We start from the raw sequence: 16,402 nt of genomic DNA on the forward strand, positions 1-16,402 counted from the left end.
ATGCGCGCGCGCCTTCTGGCGATCTGCCTCGCGCTCGTCCCGGCCCTGGCCGGGGCGCAGCCCGCCCCGACCTGCGCCGGCTACACCCCGGAAGCGCGGCCGCAGAACACCTTCCCGCAGGATGTCGGCCGCTCGCTCGACCGCATCACCGAGGAGGGCTGGATCGAGGTCGCGCTCTACGAGGATTTCCCGCCCTGGTCCTTCATGGGCGCGGACGGCCCCGAGGGCATCGACGTGGACCTCGCGCGCCTCATCGGCGACGAGCTGGGCGTCGAGACGCGGCTGCGCCTCGTGCAGGCGGGCGAGACGCTGGACCAGGACATGCTGAACTACGTCTATCGCGGCGCGGCCGTGGACGGGCGGGTGTCGAACGTCTTCATGCACGCCCCCTACGACGTGGACCTGTCCTGCCGGATGGACCAGGTCGTCTTCACCGGCATCTATGCCGAAGAAAGCCTCGCCATCGCCTATTCGCTGGCGGAATACCCCGAGAAGGGGCCGGTCCCGGCCTATTTCCGCTATGACCGCGTGGGGGTCGAGAACGATTCGATCTCGGACTTCTACCTGACCGGGCTGGTCGGGGCGGCGGCCGACAAGGTGCACCGCTTCCCCTCGACCAGCGCCGCGATGGCGGCGCTCGCCGCGGGCGAGGTCATGGCCGTGATGGCCCCGATCACCGAGCTGGAGGGTCTGGCCGGCGAGGGGATCGCCATCCACAGCCCGCCGCTTCTGGGGCTTGAGCGGTCGTCCTGGACCATCGGCGTCGCCGTCTCGACCCAGCACCGCCCGCTCGGCTACGAGGTCGACGCGATCATCGGCCGCGCGGTCGAGGATGGCCGGCTGGAAGCGATCTACGCTCGCCACGGCGCCACCTACCGCCCCGGCCTGCGCTGACGCGCGCAGACGGGCGCTGACCGGCGCGCGGCGCGGGGGCGGCCCCCTGCCCCGCTACAGCGTCACCAGATCGCCCCTCGCATCGACCAGCCGCACCGGCCCCAGCCCCAAATCCCGCGCCACCCGCCGGATCGCGGGGGCCGGCATCAGCGCGAAGGCGGTCGAGGCGGCATCGGCCAGCGCGGCGCTCGCCGCCTCGACGGTGACGCTGGACCAGAGCGGCGGCTGGCCCTGCGGCCCGATCACATGACTCTGCCCCGAGGCGAACAGCAGCGCGCCGGGCGACGTGGTGGCGACCGCCCGCCCCGCCCGCAGCGTGATCTGCCCCAGGCTGCCCGCCGCCGGGTCCTCCAGCGCCAGCCGGAAGTCGCCGCCGACGGCCCGGCTCTCGCCCATGTCGACCAGCACCTCGCCCACCGGCGCCAGCGCCTGCGCCACCAGGTCCGTCGCGATGCCCTGCGCCAGCCCGTTCAGCGTCAGCGCCTGCCCCGCCGCCAGCCGCACCTGCCGGCCCTCGAGGGTCAGCCCGCCCATCGGCAGCACCGGCCCCGCCGCCCGGCCCGCAGCCAGCGCCTGCCACAGCGGCTGCACCCCCGGATCGAAGGCGCCGCCGGTGGCGCCGTGCATCCGCCGCGCCAGCCGCAGCGCCCCCAGCATCAGCCCCGAGGCCTCCAGCCGGCCGGTCCGGTTCAGCCGCGTCAGCTCCGAGGGCGCGTGCAGCGAGAACGCCGCCTCGATCGCGGCGATGCGCGCCCGCAGCCCGGCCAGCACCTCGTCCGAGCCGCGCCCGGCCCGGATCAGCAGCCGCGCCTCCGCGCCCATCACGCGGCCCTGCCACTCGGCCACGCCCGCCGCCCGGCCCAGCAGCGCGGCGCCGGCCATGATCGTCAGGAACCGGCGGCGCGAGGTCATGCGGCCTCCTTCCGCGCCCGGCCGCGCGCCGCCAGGATCAGCGGCACGCATTGGCGCGCGTCGTCATGGATCGTCACGCAGTCGAGGCACTGGAAGCACTCGGAATAGCGGATCTGCCCCTTCGGCGCGATCGCGTCATAGCGGCAGCGCACGCGGCAAAGCTGGCAGGGACTGCCGCACTCGGCCCGCCGCGGGATCCAGCGGCGCAGGCGCAGCACGTCCCCCGCCCGCATCAGCGCCCCGAGCGGGCAGAGCGAGCGGCAGTAGCCCTTGAACCAGACCATCGACAGCGCCAGCCAGCCCCCGGCCCAAAGGACATAGGGCCAGGGACGGACGAAATGCGTGGTGATGGCGGTCTTGAAGGGCTCGATCTCGGCCACGGTCTCCGCATGGCCGGGGGCGAGGAAGGCGGTGGCGATCAGCCCCACCAGCGCGATCGGCCCGCTCCACAGCGCCGCGCGGGCGAAGCTGGGCGCCGGGCGCCATTCCGGCAGGCCCAGCCTGCGCCCGGCATGGTGGGCGAATTCCTGCATCGCGCCATAGGGACAGAGCCAGCCGCAGAAGAGCCCCCTGCCCCAGATCACCAGCCCCAGGATCGCCGCCGCCCAGATCATCAGCGAGAACGGATCGTAGAGCAGCACCGCCAGCCCCCCGCCCTGCGCCAGCCCCCGGATCACCGCCAGCGGCGTCACGATGGACAGCTGCCCCTGCCCCCAGTAGCCGACAAAGCCGATCACCGCCGCCAGCACCGCCAGCCGGATCGCGCCATAGCGCGGATGCGCGGCCAAGCGCGATTGCCGGGCGAGCAGGCCGAAAAGCAGCAGCAGGCCGGCCCCCAGCACCAGAAGGTCCGCCCGCCGCGCCTCGATCGCCTCCAGCCAGGGCGGGCGCGGCGCGCTGCCCGTGGCGGCCAGGAAGAACCGCTCGGGCAGCTGCATGGCCAGCGCCAGCTCGGTGCTGCCGGTCTCGGGCTGGAACATGCCGTGCTGCCGCTCGGCCCGCAGCAGCAGCTGCCATTCGCGCGTCGGATCGAAGCCGAGCCGCCGGTCGAGCCGCAGCACCATCCGCACCGCCTCCTGCCAGGGCGCGGGCAGGTCGGGATGCAGCTCGGCCAGGATGTCGGCGTCGCGCAGCGCCAGCGGCAGCCCATCCTGCGCGGCGCCCAGCAGGTCGGGCGCGGTGTTGCGGATGAAGTCGGGACCGACCAGCCCGTGCCGGCCGGCCTCGACCAGCAGGATGAACTCGTCGTCCGGGGCCACCTCGGACTGGCGCGCCAGCTCGGCCAGCGTCTCGGGCGCCAGCACCGCCCGCGCGATCGAGGGCGGCCCCAGATCCACCGCCAGAAGGTCCAGATAGAGGCCCTCGGGGTCCGCCCGCGCCTCGGGATCGGCTCCCGCCCACCGCGTGCCGGCAAAGCCCGCCTCGACCTCGGCATTGGTGACCTGAAGCCGCCGCGCCAGCCCCTGCTCCAGCAGCGCGTCCCAGTCCAGCACCTCGTCATGCCCCGGATCGGGCCGCGGCGGCGGGCCGGCCTTCAGCCCCTGCATCCGCTCGCGCGCGACGTCGAGGCTCGCCGCCAGGATCGATTCATGCGCGATCCGCACCGAGGCCGTCGCCTTCGTCACCCCGTCCAGATAGACCAGCTCGCTGCCCTGCCCCGCCCCGTAGGGACTGCCCACGACCAGCGCCTCGTGGATGGAATGGCCGCGATACTGCGCCAGGAACTGCCGCAGCGGCGCCTCGCCAAGGCCCGAGACGAAGATCGGCTCGTTATGCGCCAGCAGGCGCACGTCGATGAAGGTCCCTTCCAGGTCCATCATCACCAGCATGTTGATCGGCTGGCCCGAAAAGCCCGGCAGCGGCGCCAGCGGCCCCGTCTCGAAGACGTAGCCCGCCTCGCCCCCGCCCGAGTTGAGAAGGCTCCAGACCCCCTCCTCGGTCAGCTGCGGGCCAAGCGCGTAGGGCGCGACGACGTGATCGGCCATGGTCTGCGCCCGCAAGGGCGCAGAAAGGACCAGCAGCAGGACGAGGACGAGGCGCCACATCCCGCCAGATTACGCCGCGGCGCCCGCCCGCATATAGGACGATGGTCGATAGCGGCGGGCGGGAACATCGCCGGCCGGGCGCGGTTCATGACCGGCCAAGGAGGACCATCATGACCCGACCCGACCAGAAGCCCGACGCCGCCGACCTGATCCACGAATCCGCCCGGACCGAGCGCCACCCGGCCACGCCCGAAAGCGCCGCCAAGGACGAGCGGCCGGCAGTGCCCGGCGGCATCCGCCCCGATGCCGCCGTGGCCGAGGACCCCGCCCGCCCCGGCATGATCGACAAGAGCAAGGACTGACGCCCCGCGCGGGCGGCAGGCGCCGCCGCGGCAACGCGGCGGCGGTGCGATCGGCACCCCCGGCGCTTGCCCCCGGCCCGAGGCCGATTGACGCCGGGCGCTGCCTCGCCTCCTATCCCTGCATGACGCCCGCAGCCCCCCTCCCCTGCCCGCCCGACGGTGCCGCACGACGCTTGCCCGACCGGCGCGCGAGCCGGATCCTGCGGCGTCCTCGGCAGATGCCTTCGGGCACCCCGCCGCGGCAGGAGCCGCGCCGTTGACCGGCTGGACCGAATATGCCGCGGCCTGGGGCTTCTTCCTCGCCACCCACGCCCTGCCCTCGCGCGCGGCGATCCGGCCCCGGCTGGTCGCGGCGCTTGGCACGCGCGGCTACACGCTGGCCTATTCCGCGCTGTCGCTGACGGCGCTCGCCTGGCTGATCGGCGCGGCAGGGCGTGCGCCCCGCCTGCCCCTCTGGCCGCAGCCCGCCGGCGCGGCCTGGCTGGTCTTGGCGGCCACCATTCCCGCCGCGCTGCTGCTGGCCGTCTCGATCGCGCGCCCGAACCCCTTCTCCTTCGGCGGCGCGCGCAACCACCTCTTCGACCCGGACCGCCCCGGCATCGTCCGCCTGACGCGCCACCCGGTGCTCTTGGCGCTGCTGCTCTGGGCGATTGGCCATCTGGCGGTGAACGGCGATCTTGCCCATGCGCTGCTCTTCGGCGGCTTTGCCGGCTTCGCCCTGCTCGGGATGCGGATGCTCGACCGCCGCGCCCTCCGCCGCAAGGGCGCGGAGGAGTGGCGCGCCGAGATCGCCCGCCTGCGCGCCGCGCCGCTGCGCCTGCCGCTCGGCTGGACGCGGCTGCTGTCGGCCGCTGCCGGGCTGCTGGCCGTGATCCTCCTCCACCGCTGGCTCGCCGGCGTGTCGATCTGGCGAAACTTCCTCGGCTGACCGGCAGTCACACCCTCCGACTGTCATAACTATTTGTAATGATTACGAATAGTCGCCGGACTTCCGGTAATTTCGCAGGTGGTTTCGCGGCGAAACCTCACCGCTCCAGCAGCGACCGGATCTCCAGCATCAGGCTGTCCATCAGGTCCGCCGTCAGTGCAGTCCCTTCCAGCCGCAGCAGATGCCCCCGGCTGTCCGAGGAGCGGCGGATCGTGATCCCGGTCGAGGTCCGCAAAGTCTTGTCGTCCACCCACCCCGCCACAGGGGCCGGCCGCTTCGGCCGCCCGCCCCGCGCCGGATCGCGCAGCGCCGTCTCCAGCCGGTTGACCGCCGGCTCGATCAGCGCCCACTCTTCCTCGGCATCCGCAGGGGTGCGCCGGGACAAGGCCTCGCGCACCTGCCCTTCGGCCCCCTGCCGCAGCGCCGAGGCCAGCGCCAGGCCCCGCCGCTCGGTCAGCGCCTCGGGGAAGGACAGCATGTCGCCCAGCTCCTCGAAGATCAGCGCGAAGGACCGGATCTTCGAGCGCTTGGCCTTCGAGCCGGTGGCAAACAGCCGGTCCACCGCCTCCTCGGTATTCGCGAAGGCGCCGTGGTTGGCGGCGATCACGGCGATGCGGCCGCGCTCGAAATGGCTGAGGCTCTCGCGGACCTCGTTCTCCTCGATCATCGAGACAAAGGCGCCCCCGGCATCCGAGCGGGGCCGGACGATGGCCCGGATGCGGCGATACTTCTCGGCCTCGGTCAGTTCCAGAAGCCCGCGTGTCGCCATCAGCCGCCGATAGCCCGAGAGCAGCCCATAGCGCTGCCCTGCCCTGCCCGGCGTCTCCAGCTCGAAGACCTCGATCGGCAGCCGCAGCCCGTGCGCGGCGATGGACTGGCGCAGCTCCAGCATCTCGGCCTCGCCCATGGTCATGCGGTCGCGAATCATCGCGTCCTCGTCGATCTGCTCCAGCGGCAGCTCGACCATCAGAAGGCCGGCCTCGCGCGCCGCCTGAAGCTGGGCGGCGTCCCCCTCCAGCCGCGCCCGCGCCTCGCGCGCCTCGGCGCTGTCGGCCTGAAGATGGGCCGCGCTGTCGGCCGCCACCTGCGCGATGGGCGCGACGCCCTTCGCCAGCAGGCCGCGGTCGGGGGTTTCGCCGCGAAACTCTGCCTCGATCCGGCTGAGGGCATCGGTGCTGGGCGCTTCCAGCCGGCGGCGCTTAGCCATGGTCGGCCTCCTTTTCTTCCACATCTGCCATCTGAAGATCGCGCCACCACGCCCCCAGGATCAACTCCTTCACCTCGGCCCAGGTCCGGTCGAAGGTCTCGCGGCCGCGGACATAGGTGTCGCGGTTGAACTCACGGTAATCGGCCTCGTAGATGCCGTTCACCTGCTCGCCGGCTTGACCGACCATCGCAGTCAACTCTTGCCGATACGTGGTCATGAAGTCGCCGAAATAGGCCTGGATGACATTGGCGAGGTCGGTCTGCTGGCCGGCCTCGAAGCGGGTGATGATGGCGCGCACGGCGTCCCATTCGAAGCGCATCTCGGGCAGGCCGTCGCGGCGGCGGGCGCTGTTCTCGCCTTCCTCGACGCTGGCGAAGGTCGAGTAGAGCATGTCGAAGAACCGGCCCGTCGAGTCAAACTCCAGAAAGGTCGCGCCGAGCGGGACCAGCAGGATGTCGGCCGCCGCCAGCGCGTTGATGGTCAGGTAGCCGAGCGCGGGGGGCGTATCCAGGATGACGATGTCGTAGCGGTCCAGCACACCGTCCTGCGCCAGCCCGTTCGACAGCGCGTCCCAAAGCGGCCAGCCGCGCAAGCCCATGCGCCAGACCGGAACCTGGAACTCGGCCCAGTAGAGGTTCAGCTGCGCGCCCAGAAGGTCGATGTTGGGCCAGTGGGTCGGCTGGATCAGGTCGCGGACGCTGATCCCGAGCGCCTCGGTCAAGGTCTCGTCGAAGGGCAGGGGGGGCTTACCGGCCGCCTCGCGGATGCGATTTTCCGCTTGCAAAGCAAGGGCATAGTCCTTGGCCAGCAGCGGAAAGGCTGTGGACCATTCATCCGCGACGCGTCCGCCCATGATCGAGGTCATGCTGCCTTGGCTGTCGAGGTCGATGACCAGCACCTTGTAGCCGTCGAGCGCCGCCGACATGGCCAGATGCGCCGCAGTCGAGGTCTTGCCGACGCCGCCCTTGAAGTTCGCGACGGCGAGGATCTTGGCCGGGAGCCCCTCGGGGCGCCAGGGGCGGTATTCGCGGTCGGCCGCGCCCTCGGTCGCGAAGTGGTCGCGCAGGCGCAGCACGTCCTCGAGCGTGAACCACTTCGAGTTGCCCTCGCCGACGCCCTGCGGCAGGTCGGGATGCTTGCGCAGCACGCGGCGGAAATGGGCGGTGGCGACCGGGATCAGGTAGCGGCAGATCTCCCATGTCGAGAAGCGGCGCAGGCGCTTGCGTCCGTCCGGGGCATAGCCGCGTTCGGCGAGGTCCTGGCGGCCGCGGGCGGCGAAGGCGGCGGCCTTCGCGAATCGGGCGGTGCCGATCGGCTCGGCCAGGCGACGGGCGGCGCGCGCCGGGTCGATGTTGAAGTAGGGAGGTAGTGGCTCTTTGCCTGACATCTTGGTCCTGTCGTAATGTATCGAGTTCCAGCGCGTGTCGCCCGATCTATGGCACATGATTTGCGTCATGCGAAGCCCGGCGCCGAGTTTCGCCGCGAAACCGCCAATATTTTCAGAAGGAAGCACCCGTAAAGCTTGAATCTTGTTTATCAGGTTTAGAACCTTTCCGGCTGAAATTAGCTTCTGAAACAATGGCCTGAGACCAATGCGGCACCCGTCCGCGGGATGACCGGTACCCGCCTGCGGGACAAGGGGCACCCATCTGCGGTGGGAGCGGTGCCGATTCGCGGGGCAGGGGGTGTATCTCTGCGGGATGGGCCTTTCATGTCCCGTTTCAGGCGCCTCAAGGTGCGGATGCCGGACCCGGCATCCCGGATGCGGGCACCTTCGAGACGCGCCGGATGGCAAAGGAACCCGTCCACGGGACGGCCCCGATCCGCGCTAGGGTGCCTTTCCCAATATTGTGCCCGGGTGCCTTTTGCGGCATGATCGAAGGCAAAAAAGGATGACAGGCGAGATGGACGACATTCCCCGCGATCAGCTGTCCGGTGCCCTGCGCCGCGGCGCGGTCAAGAAGCACGTCGCGGCCATTCATGTCTCGGGCAAGCTGACGCTGCTGCAGCGCAAGCTGTCGAACGTGCTGCTGCTGAACGCCTATGACACGCTGACCAGCCGCGCCAGCCACCAGATCGACGCCCGCACGCTGTGCCTGATGATCGGCTACAACAGCAACGACATCGACACGCTGAAGCAGTCCCTGCGCGGCCTGGTCGAGACGGTGGCCGAATGGGACATGCTGGACGAGAAGGGCCGGCAGGAATGGGGCGTCTCGAGCCTGCTCAGCTATGCCAAGCTGAAGGGCGGGGTCTGCGAATACGCCTATTCCCCCGCGCTGGCCGAGAAGCTGCACGATCCCAAGGTCTTCGCCCTCATCAACCTGAACATGCAGCGGCGGTTCACCTCGGGGCATGCGCTGGCGCTTTACGAGAACTGCTACCGCTTCGTGCGGACCGGCTCGACCGGGTGGTGGGAGCTGGAGCTGTTCCGCCGGCTGATGGGCGTGGACGGCTCGGCCTATTACGAGGTGTTCAAGCAGCTGAACGCCAAGATCATCAAGCCTGCCGTGGCCGAGGTGAACAAGACCAGCAACATCATCCTGAGCCCCGAGACGAAGAAGCAGGGCCGGGCGGTGACGCATATCCGCTTCCTGATCCGCGAGAACCCGCAGCTGGCGATCCTGGACATCGACGACGGCGAGGGCGCCCGGCATGGCGAGGTCTATGCCCGGCTGCGCGCGCTCGGGGCCAGCGACCGGCTGGCGCGGCAGTGGCTGGGCGCGCATGGCGAGGACCAGGTGCGGGCGCGGCTGGACTATGTCGAGGGGCGCAAGAACGTGGTCAGCAAGGTCGGCTACCTGAGCGCCGCGCTGGAGGGGGGCTATGGCCCCGAGCCCGCCGCGACCGAGCCGGCGAACCCGCAGGCCGAGCGGCTGCGCCGCATCCTCGAGGTGATCAAGGCGCGCACGCCGACGCAGCGCGACGCGGACAAGCGGCTGTTCCTGAGCCAGCTGACCGAGGGCGGAGCGCGGCTGGATTTCGAGCGGCACGGCTGGATGTCGCCGCTGAACGCCGCGCGCATCCGCGCCTTCTGGGAGGAGATGTCGCCGGGCCTCTTCGCCGACCTGCCGGAGGGCGGGGCAGGGGGCTAGCGCGCGCCCGTCATCGTGCGCCCCAGGTGTCGCTGAGGCGGTAGCCTTCGGGCCAGGGATCGTCCGGGTCCAGCATGTGCTGGTGGGTGCCGGTGATCCAGGCGCGGCCCGAGATCTCGGGCAGGATCGCCGGGGTCTCGCCGACAGTCGTCTGCCCGAGGATGTGGCCGGTGAAGGTCGAGCCGATCAGCGAGGTCGCGGTCAGCCGGTCCTGAAGCCCCATCTGCCCGCGCGCGTGCAGCAGCGCCATGCGCGCCGAGAGGGCCGTGCCGGTGGGCGAGCGGTCGACCGTGCCGGGCCGGATCGCGACGGCGGCCCCGGCGCTGAGGTCGTGGCCGTCGCGGCCGATCGGGCCGGCGAAGAGGCAGAACGAGATGTGCCGCCAGTCGGGATTCTCGGGGTGGTGAAAGCCAAGCTGCGCGGTGGCGGCGGCGGTGATGCGGACGCCGAGGCGGGCGATGTCATGCGCCTCGTCCGGGGTCAGCGAAAAGCCGAGCGCGGCGGCATCGACGCAGACGAAGCTGTCGCCGCCGAAGGCCGTGTCGACGGTGAGGGTGCCCAGCCCCTCGACCTCGAGCGGGGCGTCGAGGCGCGCGGCGAAGCTGGGCAGGTTCTGCACGAAGATGCGCCTCGCCTTGCCGCCTTGGCACTCGGCGCGGATGCGGACGAGGCCGCCGGGGGCCTCCAGCACCAGATGCGTCTCGGGCTCGTGCATGGGCAGGAGGCCGCTGTCCAGCAGCACGGTCGCGACGCAGATCGAGTTCGAGCCGGACATGGGCGGCGTGTCCTCGGGCTCCATGATGATGAAGGCGGCGTCGGCCTCGTGGTGCTTCGGGGGCACCAGCAGGTTCACGTGGCGGAAGACGCCGCCGCGCGGCTCGTTCAGGACGAAGTTGCGGAGGGTCCCGTCCCGCGCGATCCAGCGCGACTGCTCCCACAGGGTCGCGCCGGGGGGCGGGGCGACGCCGCCGGTGATGACATCGCCGACCTCGCCCTCGGCATGGGCGGAGATGACGTGGATGAGCTTGCTGCTGCGCATGTCAGTCCTTGAGCCAGTGGGGCAGGGGGCGCGCCCGGCCGGTCAGGGCGGCGGCGGCGCAGTCCGCCATGCTGCCGAAGCGCAGCGGGCGGCCGCTGAGGCCGGGGCCGTAATGGGCGTATTTGCCGGAATTGGTCATGACGGCCTGCGTGCCGGGCGGAAAGACGGGTTCCGAGATCGAGCACCAGCAGAGATCGGGGATGACCTGCACGCCGGTTTGGGTGAGGCGGCCGAGGGTGCCGTCGGCCTCGGCCGCCGCGATGACGGCGCGGCCGGCTGTGACGATGACAGGGATGACGGGGCGGCGGTTCGCCAGCGCCGTGGCCAGGGCGCGGCATTCGGTCAGCGAGGCGTGCGGGCTGCCGATGGCGATGAGGTCCACGGCGTCCGGTCCGGCGTTCAGGGCGTGCCAGGCTGCGGCGAGGTCGGCGCGGGCGACGGTGCGGCGATCCGCGTCCGGGGCAAGGCGGTGGGCTTCGGGCGTGACGCCCTCGACATGCAGCATGGGCGCGGCCGAGGTGGTGCCGAAGGCGGCGCAGAGGGCTTTGAGATCGTCCGGCGCGGGCGCGGCCCCGGCCAGCCCGCGCAGCAGCGGGATGTGGTCCGGCGAGAGGCTGCCCGCCAACCACCCGAGCAGCGGCCAGAGCGCGTCGTCGGCGTGCGGCGGCAGGTCGATGTCGATGATCCGCCGGGCGGTGCGGTGTTCGTCGAGGTAAGGGCCGGTCAGGGGCGCGCGCCCGGTCAGCGCGATGCAGAGGTCGAGAAAGTCGGGATGCTTGGCCGTGCGCGCGCCGAGGACCGAGTTGGCGTAGATGACCGCGTTCGATTCCGACCAGCCGATCTGCTCGTCCAGAGCCGGCGCGCTGTCGAGAAGGTAGGGGGCGCAGGTGAAGCTGGGCTGGCAGCCCATGCGGACATAGGCGTCCGCCAGCCGTTGCGCCGGGCCGCCGAACAGCGCCGGCACGCCCTGCGCGCGCCAGTTCCGATGGTCCACGGAAATCGCGTTCATCGTCGTGGGGATGCAAACGCGGGCGCCGAGACCCGACATCGCCTCGGCAAAGGTGAGGTTCGCGGGGCTGGCATAGATGCAGCCGTCGATATGGGCCTGCGTCACCGAGGTGAAGCGCGCCGCGCCCTGCGCCGCCGCCATCCGCACCAGGATCTGCATCGCCTGCCGCACCGCAGGGCCGCCCGCGCCGTCCAGCATGGCGCGGTCGGCCTCGGTCAGGGCCAGCGCGGTCTCGGGCAGCGGGGCGAGGGGCAGGTGCAGATCGCCCGCGAGGATCGCATCTTCAGTGATGCGCGCCGCGGGCTCGCGGGCGAGGGCGGCGAAGTCCTGGCGGTCGAGGCGCAGGACGGGCAGGGGGCGGTCGAACATGAGGCCGGCGATCAGCGCGCCGAGCGTCGCCACGTCCTCGGCTTCGGAAAAGACCAGCGCGGCGGGGGCGCGGCCCTGAAGCGCCATGTCCAGCAGCACCCCCGAGCCGGTGCAGGAGCCGCGCGTGCCCGGCATCAGGAGGATTGCGGCCGTCAGGCAGCGCCCATGCAGCGGGTGATGCGTGTCGATGACCGTCGCGCTGGCCGGGTCGATCCCGCCCCAGAAGCTGAGCGGCTCGGTCGTGGCAATGATCGGGCCATGCGCCGTGCCGGGCAGGATCGCCGTGCCGCTCATGCGACGACGAAGCCGTGCGCGTAGGGGTCGCGGTCGTCGATGAAGATCGTGTTGATCCCCGTCTGCCGCGCCCATCCGCCGATGGAGGGGATGATCGCCGGGCGCCCCGCGACGGTGGTTTCCGCCTCCACCCGGCCCTTGAAGATCGAGCCGATGATGCTCTCGTGCCAGAACTCGTCGCCGGGCCCGAGCCTGCCCTTGGCGGCCAGCTGCGCCATCCGCGCCGAGGTGCCGGTGCCGCAGGGGCTGCGGTCGATGGCCTTGTCGCCGTAGAAGACCGCGTTGCGCCCGTGCGCGCCGGGCTGCGTCGGCGCGCCGGTCCAGAGGATGTGGCTGAGGCCGCGGATCTCGGGATGCTCGGGATGGGTGAAATCGTGGGCCTCGTTCAGCGCGCGGCGCAGGGTCGGGGACCAGCCGATCAGCTGGCCGGCCGTGTGGTCGGCCATGTCGCGGAAGTTCGGCTGCGGGTCCACGATGGCATAGAAGTTGCCGCCATAGGCGACGTCCACGGTGATCTCGCCGAGGCCGTCGACATGGGCGGTCAGCCCCTTGGCGTGCAGGAAGCCCGGCACGTTGGTCAGGCGGACCTCCTCGACGAAGCGGCCCTCCTGCCGGTAGGTGATGTCGACCTTGCCGGCGGGCGTGTCGATGGAGAGGCGGCCGGGCACGCGCGGCGTGACGAGGCCGTTTTCCAGCGCCATGGTGATGGTGCCGATGGTGCCGTGGCCGCACATGGGCAGGCAGCCCGAGGTCTCGATGAAGAGGACGCCGATCTCGCAGTCGGGGCGGGTCGGGGGGTAGAGGATCGCGCCCGACATCATGTCATGGCCGCGCGGCTCGAACATCAGGCCGGTGCGGATCCAGTCGAACTCGCGCAGGAAATGGGCGCGGCGCTCCAGCATGGTCGCGCCCTGAAGCAGCGGGCCGCCGCCCGAGACCAGCCGCACCGGGTTGCCGCAGGTGTGCCCGTCGAGGCAGGAGAAGCTGTGGTTGGCCATGTCAGAACCTTTGGGGCGAGAAGTGCTGCGGGTCGATGGCGGGGGCCGCGCCGGTCACGAGGTCCGCGACCAGCCGGGCGGTGCCCGCCGATTGGGTCAGGCCCAGATGGCCGTGGCCGAAGGCGTGGATCACGCGGGTCGAGGCGCGGGCGGGGCCGATGACCGGCAGCGTGTCGGGCAGCGAGGGGCGAAAGCCCATCCACTGCGTGCCGCCTTCCGTATTCAGGCCGGGCAGGAAGGTCCGGGCCTTGGCCAGCATCGCCTCGGCCCGGCGGAAGTTCGGCGGCAGGGCCAGCCCGCCCAGTTCCACCGCGCCGCCGACGCGGATGCCGGTCGAGAGGCGGCTGACGACGAAGCCGTGCCCGCCGAAGATGACTTGCAGGCGCAGATCGAAGGCGCCGGCGGGCAGGGTGGTGTTGTAGCCGCGCTCGGTTTCCAGCGGGATGCGGTCGCCCAGGGTCCGCGCCAGATCCTTGGAATGCGCGCCCGCGGCCAGGACCGCGTGATCGGCCTGCCGGCGGCGGCCGGCGGCGGTGACGGTGACGCCGGTCCCATCGGCCGCGAGCGCGGTGACCTGCGCCTGTTCGATCGTCCCGCCCGCGGCGCGGAAGCGCTCGGCCAGGGCCAGCACATAGAGGCGCGGGTCGGCGATGGAGTACCAGTTCGGCGTGAAGGTGCCGTGGGTGAAGCGGGGCGCGAGGCCGGGCTGAAGCTGCGCCATCTCCTCCGCGTCCATGTGGCGGAACGCGATCCCGTGATCGGCGCGGGCCTGCCAGCCGGGCAGCGAGGCGTCGAACTCGGCCTGCGATTCGTAAACCTGCAGGCTGCCGTCCTTGCGCAGCATGTGGCCTGTGCCGGTGGCGGCCATGAACGGCTCCAGCTCGGCGCGCGAGAGGTCCATGAGCGCGGTCTGCGCGACGGTCGAGCGGGCGACGCGGGCGGGGGCGCAGGCGCGCCAGAACCGGAACATCCAGGGCGCGATCCGCAGCGCATAACGGGGCGGCACCGAGAGCGGCCCGAGCGGGTCCATCAGCCAGCCAGGGGCCTTGCGCAAGAGGCCCGGCGAGGCCAGCGGGAGGATGTCGGTGAAGGCGAAGGCGCCGGCATTGCCGGCCGAGGCGCCCGCCGCCGGACCCTCGCGGTCCAGAACCGTCACCCTGAGGCCCCGCGCCTGGAGGGCGAGGGCTGAGGAGAGGCCGATCACCCCGGCGCCGATCACGATCACATGGGTCATGATCTAGTGCGTCGCTGCCAGGAACTTGCGCAGGTCGGCGTTCTGCGGCGCCTCGAACAGCTGCGCGGGCGGCGCGATCTCGGCCATGACGCCCTGGTGGAAGAAGGCGACGCGGTCGGACACCTCGCGCGCGAACTTCATCTCGTGCGTGACGCAGATCATCGTCATCCCTTCGGAGGCCAGCAGGCGCAGCGTGTCCAGCACCTCGCCCACCAGCTGCGGGTCCAGCGCGGAGGTCACCTCGTCGAAGAGCATGTAGTCGGGCGACATCGCAAGCGCGCGGGCGATGGCCATGCGCTGCTGCTGGCCCCCAGACAGGCGCGAAGGGTAGACCTTCAGCTTGTCGCCAAGGCCGACATGGTTCAGCTGGCGCACCGCCTCGGCCTCGGCCTCGGCCTTGGGGCGGCCCAGCACCTTGCGCTGCGCCAGCATGACGTTCTCCAGCACGGTCAGGTGCGGGAAGGCGTTGTATTGCTGGAAGACGATGCCGATGCGCCGGCGCAGCTGGTTGAGGTTGGTGGACTTCGCATGCACCTCGGTTCCGTCCACGAGGATGCGGCCCTGATCGATCGGCTCCAGCCCGTTGATGCAGGTCAGCAGCGTCGACTTGCCCGAGCCCGAGCCGCCGATGACGGTCAGCACCTCGCCCTTCGCGACGGTCAGGTCGATGCCCTTCAAGACCTCGAGCGCGCCGAAGGACTTGCGGACATTCTCGATCTCAATCACGGGACCACTTCCTTTCGAGATAGCCGCCGAACCGGGCGATGGGGAAGGAGATGAGGAAGTAGAACGAGCCGCAGACGATCAGCAGGAACAGCGGCTCCTGCAGGCGGGTGATCAGGATCTGCGCCGATTTCAGCAGCTCGACCACCTGGACGACATAGACGAGCGCGCTGTCCTTCATCACCCCAAGCGCGAGGCCGATCCACGAGGGCAGGGCGATGCGCGCGGCCAGCGGCATCACGACCGAGGTCATGTCCTGCCCCCAGCTCATCCCGAGCGAGCGGGCGGCGCGGCGCAGGGTCGGCGGCACCGCCTCGATCCCGCCGCGCACGATCTCGGCGCAGTAGGCGGCGGTGTAGAGCGACAGCACCCCGCAGGCGACGGTGAAGCCCGAGACGCGCCAGCCGAGGACGGTGGTGACGAAGGCATTGGCCAGCACCAGCTGGATCAGCAGCGGGATCGAGCGGAAGATGTCCAGCACGAAGGTGAGCGGCGCCGCCCACCACGGCCCAACCTGGTAGCGGAAGACGCCGAAGACGATGCCCATCACCGTGCCGAAGAAGACCGAGATGGCGGTGACGATCAGCGTCATCCCGGCGCCGCGCGCCAGGAAGATCAGGTCGTTGGTGCTGAGGGCCGTGTCGAAGAACATCGCGCGCCCTCAGTAGCGGAACAGCCGCGCCGCCAGCAGGCGGGCCGACAGGGTGACGGTCTTGGTGATCAGGTAGAAGATCACGGCGGCGATGGCGAACAGCTCGAAGGTGCGGAATGTGCGGGCATTGAGATCGCTGGTGACGCCGTAGAGGTCGGTGTTCATCGCGACGACCGTCCCGAGCGAGGTCATCAGGATCGCCCAGACCATCTGGTTTGTCATCGGCAGGAACGAGATCCGCAGCATCTGCGGCATGACCACGTGGCGGAAGGCCTGAAGCGGCGTCATCCCGAGCGAGCGGGCCGAGCGGGTCTGCGTGTCCGGGATGCCCTTCAGCGCGCCGCGGAAGTTCTCGGACAGGTAGCCGGCGTTGTTGAAGGCGATGCCGATCAGCAGCGACAGGTAGGGCGAGAGGTGGATGCCGAAGCCGCCGAGGCCGAAGTGCACCATGTAGATCTGGAAGAGCGCGGGCGTGTTCCTCGCGATCTCGACCCAGGTGGCGGCGATGGCGCCCAGGATGCGGCTGCCCGACAGGCGAAAGAGGGTCAGCAGGATGGCGATGGCGATGCCGATCACCATCGACAACAGCGCCACCTCCAGCGTGACCAGCGCGCCCTCGAGCATCCGCGGCAGCGAGTTGAGGGCCTGCGCCCACCGGAAGTTGTAGTTGAACATGGCGCCTCCGAAATGGCCGGGCGGCG

The 16,402-nt window shown here is 71.0% G+C and carries 15 protein-coding genes; 4 read left to right on the forward strand and 11 right to left on the reverse strand.

Going from position 1 to position 16,402, the window contains the following annotated elements; genetic code table 11:
• The gene (locus BLP73_RS11395; RefSeq protein ID WP_090744290.1) at window positions 1-894 is read left to right on the forward strand and encodes a substrate-binding periplasmic protein; all 894 of its coding nucleotides are present in this window, start codon (window positions 1-3) and stop codon (window positions 892-894) included.
• 54 nt (window positions 895-948) lie between these two features.
• Here BLP73_RS11395 and BLP73_RS11400 read toward each other — a convergent pair whose 3' ends face one another.
• Together BLP73_RS11400 and BLP73_RS11405 are read right to left on the reverse strand one after the other, a co-directional pair.
• Window positions 949-1,806 carry an FAD:protein FMN transferase gene (locus tag BLP73_RS11400; RefSeq protein ID WP_090744293.1) on the reverse strand — a complete coding sequence of 286 codons (858 nt, stop codon included), beginning with the start codon at window positions 1,804-1,806 and terminating at the stop codon, window positions 949-951.
• On the reverse strand, window positions 1,803-3,851 hold the full coding sequence (locus BLP73_RS11405; RefSeq protein WP_090744296.1) for a 4Fe-4S binding protein: 2,049 nt from the start codon (window positions 3,849-3,851) through the stop codon (window positions 1,803-1,805). The genes BLP73_RS11400 and BLP73_RS11405 overlap by 4 nt, the downstream gene beginning before the upstream one ends.
• Before the next feature lie 110 nt (window positions 3,852-3,961).
• Here BLP73_RS11405 and BLP73_RS11410 point away from each other — a divergent pair, with 110 nt between their 5' ends.
• Complete coding sequence (locus BLP73_RS11410) at window positions 3,962-4,153, forward strand: hypothetical protein (RefSeq protein ID WP_090744299.1); 192 nt, start codon at window positions 3,962-3,964, stop codon at window positions 4,151-4,153.
• Between the two features lie 256 nt (window positions 4,154-4,409).
• Window positions 4,410-5,081 carry an NnrU family protein gene (locus BLP73_RS11415; RefSeq protein ID WP_090744302.1) on the forward strand — a complete coding sequence of 224 codons (672 nt, stop codon included), beginning with the start codon at window positions 4,410-4,412 and terminating at the stop codon, window positions 5,079-5,081.
• A 97-nt stretch (window positions 5,082-5,178) separates the two neighbouring features.
• Here BLP73_RS11415 and BLP73_RS11420 read toward each other — a convergent pair whose 3' ends face one another.
• Window positions 5,179-6,288: a ParB/RepB/Spo0J family partition protein gene (locus tag BLP73_RS11420; protein ID WP_090744305.1), complete on the reverse strand. Its 1,110-nt coding sequence runs from the start codon at window positions 6,286-6,288 to the stop codon at window positions 5,179-5,181.
• Entirely contained in the window at window positions 6,281-7,675 is a 1,395-nt protein-coding gene (locus BLP73_RS11425) for an AAA family ATPase (RefSeq protein WP_090744309.1), read from the reverse strand. The genes BLP73_RS11420 and BLP73_RS11425 overlap by 8 nt, the downstream gene beginning before the upstream one ends.
• 505 nt (window positions 7,676-8,180) lie before the next feature.
• Here BLP73_RS11425 and BLP73_RS11430 point away from each other — a divergent pair.
• Complete coding sequence (locus tag BLP73_RS11430) at window positions 8,181-9,383, forward strand: replication initiation protein (protein WP_245686639.1); 1,203 nt, start codon at window positions 8,181-8,183, stop codon at window positions 9,381-9,383.
• A 10-nt stretch (window positions 9,384-9,393) separates the two neighbouring features.
• Here BLP73_RS11430 and BLP73_RS11435 read toward each other — a convergent pair whose 3' ends face one another.
• From BLP73_RS11435 to BLP73_RS11465, 7 genes are read right to left on the reverse strand one after another with little or no spacing between them, the layout of a single operon-like run.
• Window positions 9,394-10,422 (reverse strand): trans-3-hydroxy-L-proline dehydratase, encoded by a 1,029-nt coding sequence (locus tag BLP73_RS11435; RefSeq protein ID WP_090744314.1) that lies wholly within the window; start codon window positions 10,420-10,422, stop codon window positions 9,394-9,396.
• A 1-nt stretch (window position 10,423) separates the two neighbouring features.
• A complete protein-coding gene (gene lhpI / locus BLP73_RS11440) occupies window positions 10,424-12,094 on the reverse strand; it encodes a cis-3-hydroxy-L-proline dehydratase (RefSeq protein ID WP_090744317.1) in 1,671 nt (556 codons plus the stop codon).
• Entirely contained in the window at window positions 12,091-13,092 is a 1,002-nt protein-coding gene (locus tag BLP73_RS11445; protein ID WP_090744320.1) for a 4-hydroxyproline epimerase, read from the reverse strand. Before BLP73_RS11445 ends, lhpI begins: the two co-directional genes overlap by 4 nt.
• Window position 13,093: 1 nt before the next feature.
• The gene (locus BLP73_RS11450; RefSeq protein ID WP_090744323.1) at window positions 13,094-14,326 is read right to left on the reverse strand and encodes an NAD(P)/FAD-dependent oxidoreductase; all 1,233 of its coding nucleotides are present in this window, start codon (window positions 14,324-14,326) and stop codon (window positions 13,094-13,096) included.
• Window positions 14,327-14,329: 3 nt separating this feature from the next.
• On the reverse strand, window positions 14,330-15,052 hold the full coding sequence (locus BLP73_RS11455) for an amino acid ABC transporter ATP-binding protein (RefSeq protein WP_090744326.1): 723 nt from the start codon (window positions 15,050-15,052) through the stop codon (window positions 14,330-14,332).
• Window positions 15,045-15,701, reverse strand: a complete 657-nt coding sequence (locus BLP73_RS11460; RefSeq protein ID WP_090744329.1) for an amino acid ABC transporter permease — start codon at window positions 15,699-15,701, stop codon at window positions 15,045-15,047. Before BLP73_RS11460 ends, BLP73_RS11455 begins: the two co-directional genes overlap by 8 nt.
• Before the next feature lie 9 nt (window positions 15,702-15,710).
• The gene (locus BLP73_RS11465; protein WP_090744332.1) at window positions 15,711-16,376 is read right to left on the reverse strand and encodes an amino acid ABC transporter permease; all 666 of its coding nucleotides are present in this window, start codon (window positions 16,374-16,376) and stop codon (window positions 15,711-15,713) included.
• Between the last annotated feature and the right edge of the window lie 26 nt (window positions 16,377-16,402).

Origin of the sequence: Paracoccus tibetensis (assembly GCF_900102505.1) — a bacterium.
Classification (GTDB): Bacteria; Pseudomonadota; Alphaproteobacteria; order Rhodobacterales; family Rhodobacteraceae; genus Paracoccus; species Paracoccus tibetensis.

What these genes read in the sequence shown, in the direction of transcription:
- BLP73_RS11395 (WP_090744290.1), top strand. Translation starts at nt 1, where the DNA reads ATGCGCGCGCGCCTTCTGGCGATCTGCCTCGCGCTCGTCCCGGCCCTG.
- BLP73_RS11400 (WP_090744293.1), bottom strand. Translation starts at nt 1,806, where the DNA reads ATGACCTCGCGCCGCCGGTTCCTGACGATCATGGCCGGCGCCGCGCTG.
- BLP73_RS11405 (WP_090744296.1), bottom strand. Translation starts at nt 3,851, where the DNA reads ATGTGGCGCCTCGTCCTCGTCCTGCTGCTGGTCCTTTCTGCGCCCTTG.
- BLP73_RS11410 (WP_090744299.1), top strand. Translation starts at nt 3,962, where the DNA reads ATGACCCGACCCGACCAGAAGCCCGACGCCGCCGACCTGATCCACGAA.
- BLP73_RS11420 (WP_090744305.1), bottom strand. Translation starts at nt 6,288, where the DNA reads ATGGCTAAGCGCCGCCGGCTGGAAGCGCCCAGCACCGATGCCCTCAGC.
- BLP73_RS11425 (WP_090744309.1), bottom strand. Translation starts at nt 7,675, where the DNA reads ATGTCAGGCAAAGAGCCACTACCTCCCTACTTCAACATCGACCCGGCG.
- BLP73_RS11430 (WP_245686639.1), top strand. Translation starts at nt 8,181, where the DNA reads ATGACAGGCGAGATGGACGACATTCCCCGCGATCAGCTGTCCGGTGCC.
- BLP73_RS11435 (WP_090744314.1), bottom strand. Translation starts at nt 10,422, where the DNA reads ATGCGCAGCAGCAAGCTCATCCACGTCATCTCCGCCCATGCCGAGGGC.
- lhpI (WP_090744317.1), bottom strand. Translation starts at nt 12,094, where the DNA reads ATGAGCGGCACGGCGATCCTGCCCGGCACGGCGCATGGCCCGATCATT.
- BLP73_RS11445 (WP_090744320.1), bottom strand. Translation starts at nt 13,092, where the DNA reads ATGGCCAACCACAGCTTCTCCTGCCTCGACGGGCACACCTGCGGCAAC.
- BLP73_RS11450 (WP_090744323.1), bottom strand. Translation starts at nt 14,326, where the DNA reads ATGACCCATGTGATCGTGATCGGCGCCGGGGTGATCGGCCTCTCCTCA.
- BLP73_RS11460 (WP_090744329.1), bottom strand. Translation starts at nt 15,701, where the DNA reads ATGTTCTTCGACACGGCCCTCAGCACCAACGACCTGATCTTCCTGGCG.
- BLP73_RS11465 (WP_090744332.1), bottom strand. Translation starts at nt 16,376, where the DNA reads ATGTTCAACTACAACTTCCGGTGGGCGCAGGCCCTCAACTCGCTGCCG.